This window comes from Rhodopseudomonas sp. BR0G17 (genome assembly GCF_010907025.1).
Taxonomy (GTDB): Bacteria; Pseudomonadota; Alphaproteobacteria; order Rhizobiales; family Xanthobacteraceae; genus Rhodopseudomonas; species Rhodopseudomonas palustris_H.
In genome coordinates this window covers 1-15,869 of the sequence record NZ_QUML01000001.1, presented here as the reverse complement: position 1 = coordinate 15,869, position 15,869 = coordinate 1, and the positions used below count along the sequence as shown (strand labels likewise).

The 15,869-nt window shown below is 65.7% G+C and carries 18 protein-coding genes; 7 read left to right on the top strand and 11 right to left on the bottom strand.

The features are described 5' to 3' along the window. Positions 1 to 43: 43 nt before the first annotated feature. The 3 genes from DY467_RS00090 to DY467_RS00080 form a co-directional block, all read right to left on the bottom strand. Positions 44 to 361 (bottom strand): FtsB family cell division protein, encoded by a 318-nt coding sequence (locus DY467_RS00090; RefSeq protein ID WP_107344770.1) that lies wholly within the window; start codon positions 359 to 361, stop codon positions 44 to 46. Between the two features lie 89 nt (positions 362 to 450). Beyond that, on the bottom strand, positions 451 to 1,011 hold the full coding sequence (locus tag DY467_RS00085) for an NADPH-dependent FMN reductase (RefSeq protein WP_164633554.1): 561 nt from the start codon (positions 1,009 to 1,011) through the stop codon (positions 451 to 453). A 138-nt stretch (positions 1,012 to 1,149) separates the two neighbouring features. After that, positions 1,150 to 2,292 (bottom strand): CaiB/BaiF CoA transferase family protein, encoded by a 1,143-nt coding sequence (locus DY467_RS00080; protein ID WP_164633553.1) that lies wholly within the window; start codon positions 2,290 to 2,292, stop codon positions 1,150 to 1,152. Positions 2,293 to 2,384: 92 nt separating this feature from the next. Between DY467_RS00080 and DY467_RS00075 the strand changes: the two genes are divergently transcribed. Further along, the gene (locus tag DY467_RS00075; RefSeq protein ID WP_011158420.1) at positions 2,385 to 2,999 is read left to right on the top strand and encodes a LysE family translocator; all 615 of its coding nucleotides are present in this window, start codon (positions 2,385 to 2,387) and stop codon (positions 2,997 to 2,999) included. Between the two features lie 104 nt (positions 3,000 to 3,103). Here the strand turns inward: DY467_RS00075 and DY467_RS00070 are convergent, their stop codons facing one another. From DY467_RS00070 to eno, 3 genes are all read right to left on the bottom strand, one after another. After that, complete coding sequence (locus tag DY467_RS00070; RefSeq protein WP_164633552.1) at positions 3,104 to 3,907, bottom strand: hypothetical protein; 804 nt, start codon at positions 3,905 to 3,907, stop codon at positions 3,104 to 3,106. Positions 3,908 to 3,991: 84 nt separating this feature from the next. After that, a complete protein-coding gene (locus DY467_RS00065) occupies positions 3,992 to 5,125 on the bottom strand; it encodes a zinc-binding dehydrogenase (RefSeq protein WP_164633551.1) in 1,134 nt (377 codons plus the stop codon). 211 nt (positions 5,126 to 5,336) lie between these two features. Next, positions 5,337 to 6,620 carry a phosphopyruvate hydratase gene (gene eno / locus DY467_RS00060; protein WP_107344776.1) on the bottom strand — a complete coding sequence of 428 codons (1,284 nt, stop codon included), beginning with the start codon at positions 6,618 to 6,620 and terminating at the stop codon, positions 5,337 to 5,339. A gap of 186 nt (positions 6,621 to 6,806) precedes the next feature. Here eno and queF point away from each other — a divergent pair, with 186 nt between their 5' ends. Both queF and DY467_RS00050 read left to right on the top strand, forming a co-directional pair. Next, positions 6,807 to 7,283 (top strand): preQ(1) synthase, encoded by a 477-nt coding sequence (queF, locus tag DY467_RS00055; RefSeq protein ID WP_164633550.1) that lies wholly within the window; start codon positions 6,807 to 6,809, stop codon positions 7,281 to 7,283. A 122-nt stretch (positions 7,284 to 7,405) separates the two neighbouring features. After that, positions 7,406 to 7,750 carry a hypothetical protein gene (locus DY467_RS00050; protein WP_164633549.1) on the top strand — a complete coding sequence of 115 codons (345 nt, stop codon included), beginning with the start codon at positions 7,406 to 7,408 and terminating at the stop codon, positions 7,748 to 7,750. Positions 7,751 to 7,912: 162 nt separating this feature from the next. Here DY467_RS00050 and DY467_RS00045 read toward each other — a convergent pair whose 3' ends face one another. The 4 genes from DY467_RS00045 to DY467_RS00030 all read right to left on the bottom strand — a co-directional run bounded on the left by DY467_RS00045 (position 7,913) and on the right by DY467_RS00030 (position 11,310). Beyond that, complete coding sequence (locus tag DY467_RS00045) at positions 7,913 to 9,142, bottom strand: MFS transporter (protein ID WP_164633548.1); 1,230 nt, start codon at positions 9,140 to 9,142, stop codon at positions 7,913 to 7,915. Next, a complete protein-coding gene (gene kdsA / locus DY467_RS00040; protein WP_107355876.1) occupies positions 9,142 to 10,005 on the bottom strand; it encodes a 3-deoxy-8-phosphooctulonate synthase in 864 nt (287 codons plus the stop codon). Before kdsA ends, DY467_RS00045 begins: the two co-directional genes overlap by 1 nt. Next, positions 10,002 to 10,871, bottom strand: coding sequence for a VOC family protein (locus DY467_RS00035; protein WP_164633547.1), 870 nt, complete (start codon positions 10,869 to 10,871; stop codon positions 10,002 to 10,004). Before DY467_RS00035 ends, kdsA begins: the two co-directional genes overlap by 4 nt. Positions 10,872 to 10,983: 112 nt before the next feature. Further along, positions 10,984 to 11,310: an NIPSNAP family protein gene (locus DY467_RS00030; protein ID WP_164633546.1), complete on the bottom strand. Its 327-nt coding sequence runs from the start codon at positions 11,308 to 11,310 to the stop codon at positions 10,984 to 10,986. Positions 11,311 to 11,420: 110 nt separating this feature from the next. Here DY467_RS00030 and DY467_RS00025 point away from each other — a divergent pair, with 110 nt between their 5' ends. Both DY467_RS00025 and DY467_RS00020 read left to right on the top strand, forming a co-directional pair. Further along, positions 11,421 to 11,675: a BrnT family toxin gene (locus DY467_RS00025; RefSeq protein WP_164633545.1), complete on the top strand. Its 255-nt coding sequence runs from the start codon at positions 11,421 to 11,423 to the stop codon at positions 11,673 to 11,675. Further along, entirely contained in the window at positions 11,665 to 11,940 is a 276-nt protein-coding gene (locus DY467_RS00020) for a BrnA antitoxin family protein (protein ID WP_164633544.1), read from the top strand. The genes DY467_RS00025 and DY467_RS00020 overlap by 11 nt, the downstream gene beginning before the upstream one ends. A 34-nt stretch (positions 11,941 to 11,974) precedes the next feature. On the opposite strand, the gene DY467_RS00015 is transcribed toward DY467_RS00020, so the two are convergent. Continuing rightward, positions 11,975 to 12,832 carry a hypothetical protein gene (locus tag DY467_RS00015; RefSeq protein WP_164633543.1) on the bottom strand — a complete coding sequence of 286 codons (858 nt, stop codon included), beginning with the start codon at positions 12,830 to 12,832 and terminating at the stop codon, positions 11,975 to 11,977. Positions 12,833 to 12,961: 129 nt separating this feature from the next. Here DY467_RS00015 and DY467_RS00010 point away from each other — a divergent pair, with 129 nt between their 5' ends. Together DY467_RS00010 and DY467_RS00005 are read left to right on the top strand one after the other, a co-directional pair. Next, the gene (locus tag DY467_RS00010) at positions 12,962 to 13,339 is read left to right on the top strand and encodes a PAAR domain-containing protein (protein WP_164633542.1); all 378 of its coding nucleotides are present in this window, start codon (positions 12,962 to 12,964) and stop codon (positions 13,337 to 13,339) included. Between the two features lie 103 nt (positions 13,340 to 13,442). Next, positions 13,443 to 15,869 (top strand): CHAT domain-containing protein (locus tag DY467_RS00005; protein WP_164633541.1); only part of this gene is annotated, 2,427 nt, incomplete at its 3' end.

The following is a 15,869-nucleotide window of genomic DNA, read 5'->3' as shown; positions in this document are numbered from 1 at the left end:
AAACTTTCGAAATCGTTCGTCCAGATTTTTGGAATTTGCGCACTCAGCGCTCGGGCAGCATCCGCACCAAGTCCGCCGGATTGGCGAAGTCGAGCTGATAGCGCACGCGCTCGTCGAGCATATCCGGGTCGATCCGGTCGGAGCGCAGCAGCGAGACTCGCTGCTCGGCCTCGGCGCGCTGCTGACGGAGTTGCACCAGTTCCGCAGTGAGCGCGGTGATTTCCTGGTCGAGCTCCTGCTGCGCCGTCAGGCCGTAGCGGCCGGTGTAGGCGTTGACGCCGAAATAGCCGATCACGGCCGCAGCGATCGCGTACAGCGCGATGCCGGCGAGGATCGATTTGAGGCGACTGCGGGTGACCATGGCCGGACCATGGGACAGCGCGGTTAACGCGCGGCTAACGCGCGCACCTGTCCCGCCAGCTTTACAACCGGCGGGACAGGTGTCGGACGCTATTTGTATTGCTGGGCGACAAAGCCGGCGAACTCGTCGATGTACTTCTGCAGGAACTCGCGCAGCGAGTCCTTGACCAGCGCACCGTCCTCGCCGAACGCATCGCCGATGCCGCCGACATAAGCCTCCGGCTGCTGCAGCGTCGGCATGTTGAGAAACACCAGGCACTGCCGCAAATGGTGGTTGGCGCCGAAGCCGCCGATCGCACCGGGCGAATTCGACAACACACCCGCCGGCTTCTTGTCGAAGCAGCTCTTGCCGTACGGACGCGAACCGACGTCGATGGCGTTCTTCAGCACGCCCGGGATCGAGCGGTTGTATTCCGGCGTCACGAACAGCACCGCATCAGAGGCCTTGATGCTGTCGCGGAACGCGGTCCAGTCGGCAGGCGGCGCGTCGGTCTCGAGATCCTGGTTGTACATCGACAGGCCGTGCAGCGTAACGATGTCCAGCTTCAGCGTGTCCGGCGCGAGCTTGCTCAGGGCCTGTGCAGTGCGCAGCGAATACGCCTGCTTGCGCAAACTGCCGACGACGGCGGCGACGCGATATGGTGGGGCCATTCAAAATCCTCCGTAAGCCACGAACAGTCGCGGCGAGCCTAGCCCGCCGCGATGACGGAGAAAGCGCAACATGCGACAGTCGTGTGGCGATGACGCGGTTTTGATGGTCCCCTCACCTAACTCGGTGCGCGCGCCGCCCTATTCGGCCGCAGCGCGGTTACCCAGCACCTCATGGTTGTGCGCGCCAAGCTTGGGCGTGGCGAGTTCGGGATCAGGCCGCTGGCCGTCGAACAGAATCGGCAGGCCGGCGACCTTGAGGCCGGTGTCCGGCATCGTGCGCAGCAGATCGGCCGCGGCGAGCTGTTCGGTGGCGGCGAGCTCGGGAATGTCATTGACCGGACTGACCGGCACGCCCGCGCTCTTGAAGGCCGCGAGCCAATCGGCGGCACCGCGGGTTCTCAGCACCTCCTGCATCAATGGGATCAATACGGGCCGATGCGCCTGCCGGTCGCGCACCCGCGCAAAGCGCTGGTCGGCGCTCCATTCCGGATGGCCGAGCACGGCCGCACAGCGCGCGAACAGCCGGTCGTTACCGGCGGCGATCACGATCGGACGATCGGCAGTCTCGAACACCTGATACGGCGCCAGCGTACCGCTGGCGGTGCCATGGCGGGCCGGCGGCTCGCCGTCGAGCAGATAGCCGCTCAGCGACATGTCGACCCAGCCGACCGCGGTGTCGAACAGCGAGGTGTCGATCACGCAGCCTTTGCCGGTGACGTGGCGCTGCTGAAGCGCCGCCAGCGCGCCGATCACGCACCACTGCGCAGTGGCGCGATCGTTGATCGGCGGCGCGCAGAAGGTCGGCGGATGCTCGGGACCGCCGGTGAGCGACATCACCCCGCCATAGGCCTGCAGCAGCGGATCGAAGCCCGGCTCCTTGCTCAGCGGACCGGCTTTGCCGAACGCCCAGACCGAGCAATAGATCAGACGTGGATTGACCGCGCACATCACGTCCGGCCCGATGCCGCACGACGCGACCACGCCGGAGCGCAGGTTCTGGATCAGGATATCCGCATCCTGGACAAGCCGTTTGAGCCGCTCGACATCATCCGGGTTCTTGATGTCCAGAGTCACCGAGCGCTTGTTGCGGTTGTAGGTGTGAAACAGCAGAGAGTCGCCGTCGATGAAGGGCGGGCCCCAGTGCCGGGCATCGTCGCCGCCGTCGTGCTTCTCGACCTTGATCACTTCGGCGCCCATGTCGCCGAGGATCATACCGGCCATTGGCCCGGCGATCGCCTGCGCGATCTCGATCACTTTGATGCCGGCGAGCGGTCCACCCATTGCGGTCTCCGATTTCGTGTTATGTCTGTTGGCGCGCACTGTTTCAGGGGTGCGAGGCAAATTGCAAGTGTCTGGCAGGAGCGGAGCGTGCAATGGTGACCGCCGAATTTCTCATCACCTCGCTGATCGTGGTCGCCTCGCCCGGAACCGGCGTGCTCTACACAGTCGCCACCGGGCTGTCCCGCGGGCCGCGGGCCAGCGCCATCGCAGCGTTCGGCTCGACCATCGGCATCGTGCCGCACATGGCGGCGGCGATCCTCGGCCTGGCCGCCCTGCTCCACACCAGCGCGGTGGCGTTCCAGCTCTTCAAGTATCTCGGCGTCGCCTATCTGCTGTACATGGCGTGGAAGACGCTCGGCGAGCGCGGGCCGCTCAGCGTCGACAGCGATGTCGGAGCACCGTCGGCGCTGCAGATGACGGTGACCGGCGTGCTGATCAACATCCTCAATCCGAAGCTGTCGATCTTCTTCCTCGCCTTCCTGCCGCAGTTCGTCTCCGCCGATGACGCCCATCCGCTCGGCCGAATGATCGAGCTCAGCGGCATCTTCATGCTGATGACGTTCGTGGTGTTCGTGATCTACGGCCTGTTCGCCGCGTGGCTGCGCGACCATGTCATCACCCGGCCGCAAGTCATGACCTGGCTCCGCCGCAGCTTCGCCGCCGCCTTCGTGGCGCTCGGCGCCAAGCTGGCGACCGCGGAGCGGTGAGCTCATCCAGCGTCATTGCGAGCGAAGCGAAGCAATCCAGGAATCCGGCGCACTGCCCGCTGGATTGCTTCGTCGGCTACGCCGCCCCGCAATGACGAAGTGTATCACGTCCGCGCGCGGATTTCGTTGAGCAGGAAGTTGCCGAGCCGCTTGCCGCGATTGCGCAGCACCTTGAGGACGCCCTGATCGACGAAATAGGTCAGCAGAATGCTGTCCCGCGTCTCGACGCCAGCAGGCACGGTGTCGGCCGAATGCCAACTGTGCTTGTCGACCGCGAAAGCATAGCCCGAATTCGGCGCGAACTTCATTTGCCGCGCCTTCGGCATCGACCCGTCCGGCAGAACATCATGGAAGATCGTGCCGATGTCGGTGTGGGCTTCGTCCCGCGGCAGATACAGCTGCACGGTGATGCCCTTCCAATGCGTGTCGGTGTGCGGCGTAATTTTGTAGCCGGGCACATCGCGGGTCAGGATCGGGATCGGAAACATTCCGACGTCCTGCGCGTCTGGGCCAAATCGCTTCTCCAGCGCCGGGGCCAGCTTGCGGCGGAATGCGTTCTTCACCGGCTCCGAACACAGCGCATCTCCGACCACGCGCCAGACCGAGCGCTGCTGCGGCGGCAGGTGCCGGATGTACTCGGGAAACAAATCGATCTTCACGCGGGTATGCGTGCCGTCGGCAAGATCGTTGCCTTTGCTGCGGCCGTGCATCGGCCGGTAGTCGGTGTTGCGCGGCAGCGCCTGGAGCATCGCCGCGTACACCAGCGCGGGAAAGATCCCGACAAATTCGAGGTGATAGAACGGCTCCATCACCACAGCGGCGGCCTCGATCGCACCGACGATGTGGTTGATCAACGCAGCGGTCGCCTCCGCCAGTTCCGACGGGCGCTGCTCAGCCATCTGATCCATGCTGCTTTCCCTGCTTGCCGCTCTGGTTGAGACTAACTCTTGTTCTCAACCAGAGCCAGCATGTTTCGCAGGCGATCGCGGCGATTATTTGGTCGGATCGATCAGGTACTTCTCGCCGGTGGCGCGCTTGTTGTAGGCGGCGATGGCGTCGAGGGTCAGAGCTTCCTTCAGCGACACGATCTTGGTGTAGTGGCTGGCGAAGGTGGTCTTCAGCTCGGCGGCGACGCGGGCCCGGAGCTTGGCCGCGTCGGCGGCACCGATCTTCTGCAGGAACGGGAACAGCAGCCAGCCGCCGGCCGCCCAGGCAAATCCGAAATTCCGCACGATCTCGGTCGGCTTGGTATCGAGGCTGCCGTAGATGTACACCTGCTTCATCACGTTCGAGCCGTAGCGGCTGTAGGGTCCGGTCGCGGTCTTGCCGACCGCAGCTTCCATGCAGCTCAGGATTTGGCCTGCAAGCCGGCCGCCGCCGATCGCGTCGAACGCGATGGTGGCACCTGTCTTGACCAGGGCGTCTGTGAGATCATCGAGGAAGGTCGGCGCCGTGGAGTCGACCACGTACTTGGCGCCGATATCGCGGAGCAGCTTGGCCTGCGCCTCGCTGCGGACGATGTTGACCAGATCGATGCCGTCCTTGAGGCAAATCCGGTTCAGCATCTGCCCGAGGTTCGACGCCGCGGCGGTGTGCACCAACGCCTTGTGGCCCTCGCGCTTCATCGTCTCGGTCATGCCGAGTGCGGTCAGCGGATTGACGAAGCACGAGGCGCCTTCGGCCGCGGTGGTGCCGTCCGCCAGCTTCAGGCAGTCGGCCGCTTTGATCAGGCGATACTGCGCGTACATCGCGCCGCCGATCATCGCCACGGTCTTGCCGAGCAGTGCCTGCGCTGCATCCGAGCTGCCGGCCTTGATGACCGTGCCGGCGCCTTCATTGCCCACGGGCATCGACTCGTCGAGCCGCGCGGCCATTGCCTTCATGGCCGCTTCGGGCACCTTGGCGGTGATCACCGGCGCGTCCGCCGTGCCAGACGCTTTTGCGGTCGACATGTCGGCGGCGCCGAACAGCAGGCCGAGATCGGAGGGATTGATCGGGGTGGCTTCGACCCGGACCACGACCTCGTCGGGGCCGGGCTCGGGAATGCTCACCGGCAGCAGCGAAACTTCGAGGTCACCGCTCGCCTTGATCAGCGAGCGCAGTTGCAGTCCGGTGGTCTCACTCACGCGTCGTCTCCCTGCTTGTTGTCAGCGCGGCCGCACCTTGGGGCAGCCGCGCGCAGGGTTCAAGGCCGCGCTGATAACCTATCCGTCATTGCGAGGAGCACCCGGATCGGCGCTTCGCGCCGTCCGAGTACAGGCTCCGCGACGAAGCAATCCAGTTCCGACATCCAGCCTCTGGATTGCTTCGCTTCGCTCGCAATGACGCGGTTCTAGTTCAGCGGAACGCCTTCAGCGCCGCCTTGCCGGCGTAGTGCGCGCTGGAGCCGAGCTCCTGCTCGATGCGCAGCAGCTGGTTGTACTTCGAGGTGCGGTCGGCGCGCGCCAGCGAGCCGGTCTTGATCTGCCCGCAATTGGTGGCGACCGCGAGGTCGGCGATGGTGGAATCCTCGGTCTCGCCCGAGCGATGCGACATCACCGCGGTGTAGCCGGCCTTGTGCGCCATCTCGACGGCGGCGAGCGTCTCGGTCAGCGTGCCGATCTGGTTGACCTTGATCAGGATCGAGTTGGCGCGGCCGTTCTTAATGCCGTCCGCGAGCCGGGTGACGTTGGTAACGAACAGGTCGTCGCCGACGAGCTGGCACTTGCCGCCGATCAGATCGGTCAGCTCCTTCCAGCCGTCCATGTCGTCTTCGCTCATGCCGTCTTCGATCGACACGATCGGATAGCGCGCGACGAGATCGGCGAGGTACTTGGCCTGCTCCGAGCGCGAGCGGGTCTTGTTCTCGCCGCCATAGACGTAGGAGCCGTCCTTGAAGAACTCGGTGGCGGCGCAGTCGAGCGCCAGCATCACGTCGTCACCGGCCTTGTAGCCGGCCTTGCCGATCGCAGCCATGACGAAGTCGAGCGCCGCATCGGCCGACGGCAGGTTCGGCGCGAAGCCGCCTTCGTCGCCGACATTGGTGTTGTGGCCGGCCTTCTTCAACTCACCCTTGAGGGTGTGGAAGATCTCCGAGCCGCAGCGCAGCGCGTCGGCAAAGGTCGGCGCGCCGACCGGCATGATCATGAATTCCTGGAAGTCGATCGGATTGTCGGCATGCACGCCGCCGTTGACGATGTTCATCATCGGCACCGGCAGGGTGCGGGCCGAGGTGCCGCCGACATAGCGATACAGCGGCATGTCGTAGGACGCCGCCGCCGCCTTCGCCGCGGCCAGCGACACGCCGAGGATGGCGTTGGCGCCGATCCGGCCCTTGTTCGGGGTGCCGTCGAGCTCGATCATGGTCTGATCGAGCTGCACCTGCTGTTCGGCGTCCATGCCGCCGAGAGCGTCGAACAGCTCGCCGTTGACCGCCTCGACCGCCTTCTGCACGCCCTTGCCGAGATAGCGGGCCTTGTCGCCGTCGCGCAGCTCGACCGCCTCATGGGCGCCGGTGGAGGCGCCCGACGGCACCGCGGCGCGGCCGACGGAGCCGTCCTCGAGCACCACGTCGACTTCGACGGTCGGATTGCCGCGGCTGTCGAGAATTTCGCGGCCGATGATGTCGACGATGGCGGTCATGAATGCCTCTTGATCGGATGGAGGGAATGGAGTTGCGCCGCTTCTACAGCATGGCTCCGGGCACGAAAAGGCCGCCCGGCCGCTCCATGGGGCCCGACCAACGGCGAACGCACCGGTTTTGCAACGGATTCCCCTGCCCCGGAAAATGCTTTAGGACGGCGGTAACGGAGACCACAAGTTCAAGCCATGTCGAAAACACCTCGCAAATCCGCCGCCTCCCCATCCCTGCAACTCGGCCAGGCCGTCGAATGGCCGGACCGGCCGGAAGCCGCCAAGCTCGACCGGGTGCCGAACCCGCAGAAGGACACCAACTTCCTGGCGCGCTTCACCGCGCCGGAATTCACCTCGCTGTGCCCGGTGACCGGCCAGCCGGATTTCGCGCATCTGGTGATCGACTACGTTCCGGGCCCGTGGCTCCTCGAGTCGAAATCGCTGAAGCTGTACCTCGCCTCCTTCCGCAACCACGGCGCCTTCCACGAAGACTGCACCGTGGCGATCGGCAAACGGATCGCCGCCGAGATCAAGCCGAAATGGCTGCGCATCGGCGGCTACTGGTATCCGCGCGGCGGCATCCCGATCGACGTGTTCTGGCAGACCGGCAATCTGCCGAAGGACGTCTGGGTGCCCGATCAGGGCGTGCAGCCGTATCGCGGACGGGGTTAGCCTTAGCATTCGGGGGGCGCTATGCGCCCCCCGCCGCGAATAGCGTTTCGCCCGCGGGGTTGCGCAGCGGCGCAAGAACAGGTAATCAATTGCAGCTTCTTCTGTTATCTGAAGAGGCTGACATGAACGATTTATATTCGTGGACTGCGCATCAGCACCACGGCTTGCACACCTTCAAATCATTCCAAGACAAGCTTGAGCAGTTCGCCGAAGATCATCCGGCGCAACGCGGTCTGTGCCGTGTGCTGTCTCATCTGGTGCAGGATTACATCGAGGCGTTCGATGAAGCGCCTCTGCCGGCCGAGCTTGCACGCGACGTGCATCATCGGCTGCTACAATTGTTGGCGTCACTTGAACTGCACGGCGATTCCGAGCGGAGGCTTGCCGACATCAACCGCGTCGCGGGTTTTGCGCTCTGGCCAATGCCGCAGGGCGCCTGTCGCTCTGAACGCGCTCCACGGGACTGATCCGCCTCTCGCGAGATACTTGACCAAGCCTCAGTGGCCGGCGACCACCGCCGGACGTCGTGCGGCACGCCGAGATAATCGGCGAGCTGACGAACCTGCGACTTGTGGTGGCGGCGATCGACCTGAGTCGGCGTCGGAAGCTCCGACTAACGAGCGTCCATTCTAATCGCCGACCTCGACCGCCCCGATCGCATCCGCCGGCGGGCGCGGTTTGAGGATGCGGGCCAGCACGATTCCGAGCGTGGCCATGGTCAGCGAGGTCAGGGTGAGCGTTGCGGTCTTGCCGAGATGCGACAGGCCAAAGCCGTAGGCGATCGGGCCGGTGGTCTGGCCGATGAAGAAGAAGAACGAGTGCAGCGACATCGCGGTGCCGCGCGCGGTCTCGGTGAGTTCGGAGGCGAACACCTGGATGCAGCCGTGCAGCATGTAGAACCCCATCCCCATCAGGACGAAGGCGAACATCTGCGCCTGCCAATGCGGGCCGAGCATGATCGCCGCGAGCTGCAGCGCCACCAGAAGACCGCCGCCGATCATCATGCCGGTGGTGCGTAGCCGCGGCAGCAGTTGCGACACCGTCAGCGTGTAGATCAGCCCGCCGATCGCAAAACCGGCGATCACCAGGCCGGCGATCGCAAGGCTCTGCTCGCCCTGCTCGTGCAGGAACGCCGCGACATAAGGAAACACGCCCATGACGCAGGTGCCTTCGATCAGCACCGCGGTGAAGCAGATCGCCGCGTTGGGATTACTGAAGATGGTGCGATAGCCGCGGCGTAGCGCCGGCAGGTCCATCTCGGCGCTGCGCGGCGGCATCTTGGCGCCGCGGGCGCCGAACGCCACCGCGATGGCGGCGACGATCACCAGCACGCCGAGGATCGCCAGCACGCCGCGCCAACCGAGGAAATCACCGATCACGCCCGAGGCTGACGCGCCGAGCAGATTGCCGGCCATCGAGCCGCCGAGCACACGGCCGATCGCAATCTGTCGGCGATCGACGGTGACGAGATCGCTGGCAAGGCCCAGCGCCACCGGAAATACCCCGCCCGAGCCGATGCCGGCGAGGATGCGGCAGACGAACAGCACGGTGAACGACGATGACAACGCGCCGAGCAGGCTGGCGAAGCCGAGCAGTGCCAGGCAGACGATCATCAGCCGCGCTTTGCCGAACAGATCGCCGAGCGCACCGATCGCCGGCTGCACCACCGCGAAAGTAAACGCGGTGACCGCGGCGAGACCCGCCGCGGTGGTGATCGTCACCGAGAACTCCTCGGCGATCCGCGGCAGCACCGGATCGAGCGCGCGCGTCGACAGCGACGCGGCGAAGCTTGATAGAGCGATGATGTTGAGCGCCGGCGGCAGCCGCGATGAGGAGGCTGCACCACCGGCTGACGGCATCAAACGGCCCCGACCGCGGGCCGCTTCTTGGCGAGCGCGTCGAATTCCATCAGCGTCTTGATCAGCGCTTCGAATTCGCGCAGCGGCACCATGTTCGGCCCGTCTGACGGCGCGTGATCCGGATCCGGATGGGTCTCGATGAACACGCCGGCAACGCCGACCGCGACCGCCGCGCGCGCCAGCACCGGGACGTATTCACGCTCGCCGCCCGACGAGGTGCCCTTGCCGCCGGGCTGCTGCACCGAATGGGTGGCGTCGAAGATCACCGGCGCACCGGTGGTCTTGGCCATGATCGGCAGCGCGCGCATGTCCGACACCAGCGTGTTGTAGCCGAACGACACGCCGCGCTCGGTCACCAGCACCTTCGTGTTGCCGGCGTAGGTGATCTTGGACACCACATTGCCCATGTCCCACGGCGCCAGGAACTGCCCCTTCTTGACGTTGACGATCTTGCCGGTCGCCGCGGCCGCGAGCAGCAGGTCGGTCTGCCGACACAGGAAAGCCGGGATCTGCAGGATATCGACCGCTTCGGCGGCGCGGGCGCATTGCTCGTTCTCGTGCACGTCGGTCAGCACCGGCAGGCCGAGGCTGTCGCGGATCTCGGCGAAGATCGGCAGCGCGGCGTCGAGGCCGAGACCACGGGCGCTGGCGGCGCTGGTCCGGTTGGCCTTGTCGAACGAGGTCTTGTAGACGAGCCCGATGCCGAGCCGCGTCGCGATCTCCTTCAGTGCCGAGGCGACTTCCAGCGCGTGTGCGCGGCTTTCGAGCTGGCACGGGCCGGCAATGATCGACAGCGGCAAAGCGTTGCCGAATTTGACGTTGCCCGCCACGACGCTGGTCGCGGGCGCAATGCTCTTGTTCACCGCACTGTTCCTTGTTCGAAGATCAGGGTCGCGCCGCAGACATTCGGCACCACCAGGCGGCCGACATGGCGCGCCGCCGGGATCTTGTGGTCTTGCAGCAGCCGTTCAACCACGCCGAGATCATCGGCGGCAATCCGTAATCCGACGAAGCTTGCGCCCTCGCCTTCGGATGGAACGGAGATGCCGTATTGGTCGCGCAGCGACACCGGTTCGACGATATCGATCTCGCCGCGCTTGGTGGGCGCGGTGACGCCGATCGACGTCGAACGCAGATCGCGGCTGCCGGTGAAGGCTTCGAGGAAGATGTGATGATCGGTCGGATTGTCGGCGACCATCACCACCGCCGTCGCAGCGCGCGCGCCATTGGCATGCGCCTGGAACGCCGGATTCCAGAAATTCTCCGGGTAGTGATGCTGACAGGTGGCGAAGCCGGCCTGCGGCGACAGCGCATCGCGCGCGAACGCCAGCGAAAACTGCAGCTTCACCACGCTGCCGTCGGGACGCCGCCCTTCCCGTCCGAACGTGAACACCTCGCCGGCCGCAATGCCGCTGGCGCTGAACCGGCACAGGTCGGCTGCCGCATCGTCGCTCGCCAGCAGCAGCATCGACAGGCCTTCGCGGGCCACCAGGTAATCGCGTTGAAACGCCCCGAACGAAAACGCGCCGTCGCGGTGCGGCGGAATCTTGTCCGGCTCGCCGATCGTCAGCAGCTCGATGAAGAAGCGATCGAACTGGACGATACGGTTATGTGTTCCCCAGGGATGAACGTTGCGCGCGCCGACGATGAAGCCGAGCCGCTGATACAGATCCGCGGCCGCATCGAGATCGCGCACCGCATGAACGATATGGTCGAAACCGGTGGACATCAACGAGGCCGTCATTGCGAGGAGCGCAGCGACGAAGCAATCCAGCCCCGTGCTCGGCGCTGGATTGTTTCGCTTCGCTCGCAATGACGATCGAAACTGATACTCATCCGAATTACTTCAGCGCCGAGAACGCGGTCGGCACCAACAGCTGATTGGTGATGGTGTCGACGATCTGGCCATCCTTCTCGGTTTCGGCCTTGGCGGCGAGCCATTCCGGATCGGTGGCGAATGCGGTCCATTTCTGCTCGCGCTCGGCAAGGCTCTCCCAGGCCAGCAGATAGGTCAATTCCTGGTTGGAAGCGCCGACCAGCGTGGTGAAGAATCCGGCCTGACGGATGCCGTGCTTCTCGAACAGCTTTAAGGTGATGGTCTCGAACCGCTTGAGGATCGCCGGCAGCTTGCCCGGCACACAGCGATAGACTCGCGACTCGTAGATCATGACGCCCTCCACATCGTTGTGGCGCTTATAGCGGTAAGCGACGGGGGTTGTCTTGCCCGCCGCGCAAGGAGCAGAGTTGCGCATTGCCATAGCAAATTGTATATACAGCAATGTCGGATTTCGACCCGGCCAAGGATGCGATCAACCGTGCCAAGCACGGCATCTCCCTGGCGCGTTGGGTCGATATCGATATGCAGGTGACCATCAAGGATAAACGGCGCGACTATGGCGAAGATCGCTATCGTGCCTACGGCTATATCGACGGCCTGCCATACTGTTTGGTCTTCGCCGACCGACATGGAAAGGTCCGGCCCATCAGTCTTCGTCGTGCTCACATGAAGGAGATTAGCCGCTATGTCACCTAGATCGAAAGAACCGGTCTTCGACGACGATAATCCTGAGTGGACCGAACAGGACTTCGCCAACGCGCGGCCGCCAGAAGAAATTCTACCGCCCGAGATCCTGGCGCAGTTCAAGAACACCCGCGGTCCGCAAAAGGCGCCGACCAAAGTCCCGGTGTCGATCCGGCTCAGCGCCGACGTGGTGGAGCACTACAAGGCGACCGGCCCGGGCTGGCAGTCCCGGATCGACGAGACGCTGCGCAAGGCAGCGAAGCTGAAGGCCAGCTAATTGCTGCCGGTCCGCTGACGCAAACGGCGCGGCGTCAGCGCGGCTTCGGCGGCGGAATTTCGCCGGCGGTGGCCGCGGTCCGCGGGTCGACCAGCGTCACCTTGGCGCCGGGTTCGGCGCCGAACAGCTTTCTGAAATGCTCCGGCCCGAGCAGTTTGGCCGCTTCGTCGATCAGGTGCTGATTGCGGGCGTTCAGCGCCTCGGCGCTGGGCTGCCCGGTGCCGGGCCAAGGCTGCGCCGCAAAGCGCTGCACCTCGCCGCGCAGCCGCAGCAGGCTGGCCAGTTTGGCCGGCTCCGTCGCCAGCACTTCGGTCGCGCGTCGTTCGAATTCGTCCACTGCGATGCCCTCGCCGCCCGCCACCACCGTCAGCCCGCCCGGCCGCGCCAGCCGCGCCACCAGTTGCGCGCCGCTGCACGAAGCGACCTTGGCGGCCCAGGCGGTGTGCTGAAGCCCGTAGGTGCCGTAGATGAAGCTCGACAGCGGGTAGCCCCGCGCCTTGCTGACCGTCAGCGGCGGAACGCTGCCGTTGGCCGTCGCATACAGCACCTGATTGGCCAATTGGTGGCACACGCCGTCGACGCCATAGGTGTAGATCGTGCCGCGCGCCGCCGCCGTGGTGTTGGAGTCTGCATTCGGCTGCACCAGGCACTGCGCCAGCTTGAGATTGCCGGACTGCTGGCCGAGCGCGCCGGTCGGATTGATCGGCGTTCCGCCTTGCGGATGAAACGATCCCCAGCAGTACCAGAACGACTGCCCTGCCACGACGACGTCGGCGATGGTGCTGTAGGGATGAACCTGGTTGTCGTAGCTGGTGACCCAGGTGTGGTCGACCGGGGATTCGGAAGACCAGGCCGGGATCGCCCAGGCGTAGAGGTTGACCGAAGGTGTCATTTCCATTCCCCTGAAGAGAAGTCGCCGGACACGTTACGGTTGCGATGAAAGCATCATCCACCGCTGGGGGAATGTCCATCGCAAGTCATGGTCATTCACGGAAATCGCCGAACCACCAAGGAGTCAGGTATGGCCACACCACCCGAGCGTAGCGCCGGCGCCGCGCTGTGCCCTGCTTGTGGCGCAGCGTCGGCGGTCGTTTTGCTGCTGATGCTGAGCACAGCGTCGGCGCTGGCCGAATCGCCGGGAAGCGGGGCGCCGGGCGTTGTCACCGGCGGCAGTCAGGACGTGATGGTCGGCGGCAAGCCGGCGGCCCGCGCGGGCGACACCACCAGCGACGGCGCCATCGTCGAAGGCTCAAAAAACGTCTTCATCAACGGCAAGCCGGCGGCGATCGGCGGCAGCCGCACCGGCTGCGGCGGGGTGGTGATCGGCAGCGGCTCGGGCGTATTCATCAACGGCAAGCCGGTGGCACGCGCGGGCGACAGCACCGCGAACTGCAAGTAACGAGGCCGCCCGGTCCGGCATGCCAGTTTCGTTACCGCCACGCCTATTCATCGGTAGTCGTTTTGTCGCTCGCCTGCTCCTCGCAGCGCTCGCCCTTCCCCCTGTGCTGGTTCCGACCTTCGCCGCGCAAGCCCAAGCGCAGCAGCGCGGGGCGCCGACCGAGCGCGAACTGGTGGCGAAGATCAACGATGCATTCCGTTCACTGCAGGCCGGAGATCGCGACGGCGGTCGCCAGCGTCTCACCGCCGCGCTGCGCGCCGTGCGTGATAGCAGCTATCACCCGCTGACCATCCAGGCCTATCTCAGCGCCGTCACTTTGTTTGAGCGCCGGCGCGACACCGCAACAGCGTCTGAACTGTTCGCCGAGGCCGCCAACACCCGCGCCGCGCGCGAGGCAAGCCCTGAGGCCACCTCGCTGTGGTTCGAATACGCCCGCTTCCTCGAACGCACGGTCCAGTACGAGCGCGGCATTCCGGTCGCGGTTGAGGCGCGCAAGCGGATGCGCGAAAGCTATGGGCCGAACACCGCACAGGACATCGCCGGCAGCGACATCCTCGCGACGCTGCTGACCAACAACGGCGCCGTGGCAGCCGGGCTCAACCTGTCGGAAGAGACCTATCTCGGGGCGCGCCGGGCGCTCGGCGACAAGGAGCCGCTGACCTGGCGCACCGAGAACAACTACGCCGAAGCGCTGCGCATGGTCGGCCATCCCGACCTCGCCGCCAAGATCGACGCGCCGCTGTTGAAGAAGCGCATCGCCCATTACGGCGTCGGCAGCATCCAGGCGCTGGTCAGCGCGAGCAATCTCGCGCTCGATCATCTGGCGATGGGCAACGAGGCCGAGACCATGCAGGCGCTCGCGCTGCAGAAGCGCTGCGCCGCGGAGCTCGCCGATCCCACCTCCGAGCACGTCGCCCAAGCCGATACCTGGATCGCCTATGCCAAGGCTTACTTTCACCCCGACCGCGCGCTGAGCACCGCCGAGCTGGAAGCGATGGCACGGGTAAAGGACTGGAACGGCGCGCCCGACCTGCTGCGGATCAAATCCGCGCGACTTGCCGCCGATCACTACGAACGTCGCGGCGATAGCGCGCGTGCACTGGCGCTGCGGCTCGACGCGTATCACCGCTCGCAGGAAACCATCGCGCGCCAGCATCCGATCACGTTCGACGCCCTGCTCGGCGTCGCCGTGACACGCTTGAAGCGCGGTGATCCTGATGCGCTGGCGACATTCAAGGACGTCGAGCAGCAATCCTTCAACTGGATGCTGCGCGAGGTCGGCACCGCCGGCAACCGCTACGTCGCCGAGACGATGCGCAAGCTCGCCGACGATATCCTCTACGAATACGGCCGCTACGCGCTGATCGATCCGGCGGCGGCGGTCGCCTATGCGGACGCCGTGTCGCGCTGGAAGACCATGGAGGACGGCGAGCGCACGCTGCTGCGGTTGACGCTCGACCGGTTGCCGGACGAGCCGACGCGCGAACTTGCGCGCACCGTGCTGCGGCTGTCCGGCCAGCAGCAGGAGATGCTGTCCTCCGGCAAGCTCGACGACGATGCCCGCGACGTGCTGAAGCGTCTGCAGGAGGCGCGGCAGCAGCTAGCCGCACGCGCCGGCACCAAGCCGCCGGTCGACGTGCAACTGCCCTCGGTCGCCGACAAACTCGGCGCGACCGACGCGCTGGTCGATTTCTTCGTCAGCGGCCGCGGCAGCCGGATCAATCCTGCCGAACCGAAACCGGCCGCACGGCTGCAGGCGGTGATCCACCGTCACGGCAAGCCGCCGCAGGTGATCGACCTCGGCCCGCTCGACAGCTTCACCGCCCCCAGCGTGGCCGACGCGGATCGCACCCAGCCGTTCCGGCGACTGTACGCGACGCTGATCGGGCCGCTGAAGCCGCAGCTCGCGGGCGTCACGCGGCTGTTTCTGGTGCCGGATGCAGACCTCTACAGCCTGCCGTTTGCGATGCTGCAGGATGCCAACGGCCGCTATCTCGACGAGATCTACGACACCCGGATCCTGACCCGCGCCGACGCGATCGTGTTCGCCGAGCAGGACGACAAACTGATCGCGGGAAGTAAGGCGTTGCTGGTCGGCGGGCTCGACTATGCCGGCGCGGCCAGTCAGTTACCCTCGACCAAGACCGAGATCGATCGCATCGCGCCCGATCTGCAGCGCAGGGATATCGCCAGCACGACGATGACCGGTGATGCCGGCGAAACCGCGATCCGTGGCAAGGCCGAAGGCGCCGCGCTGCTACATCTCGCCACCCACGGCTTCTACAAGGCGGCGACCGATCGCACAGACGCGCTGTGGCGCAGCGGCCTCGTCGCCGCCCGTCCCCTGCTCGACCGCCCGCCGCGACGCGACGGCGACGACGGCGTGATCTACGCTCGCGAACTGATGGACTGGAATTTGTCAGCCGCCGATCTCGTCGTGCTGTCTGCCTGCCAGACCGCGCTCGGCGATCCGAGCCGGATCGGCAGCGTCCGCGGCCTCCCGACGGCGCTCGCCATCGCCGGCGCCCGG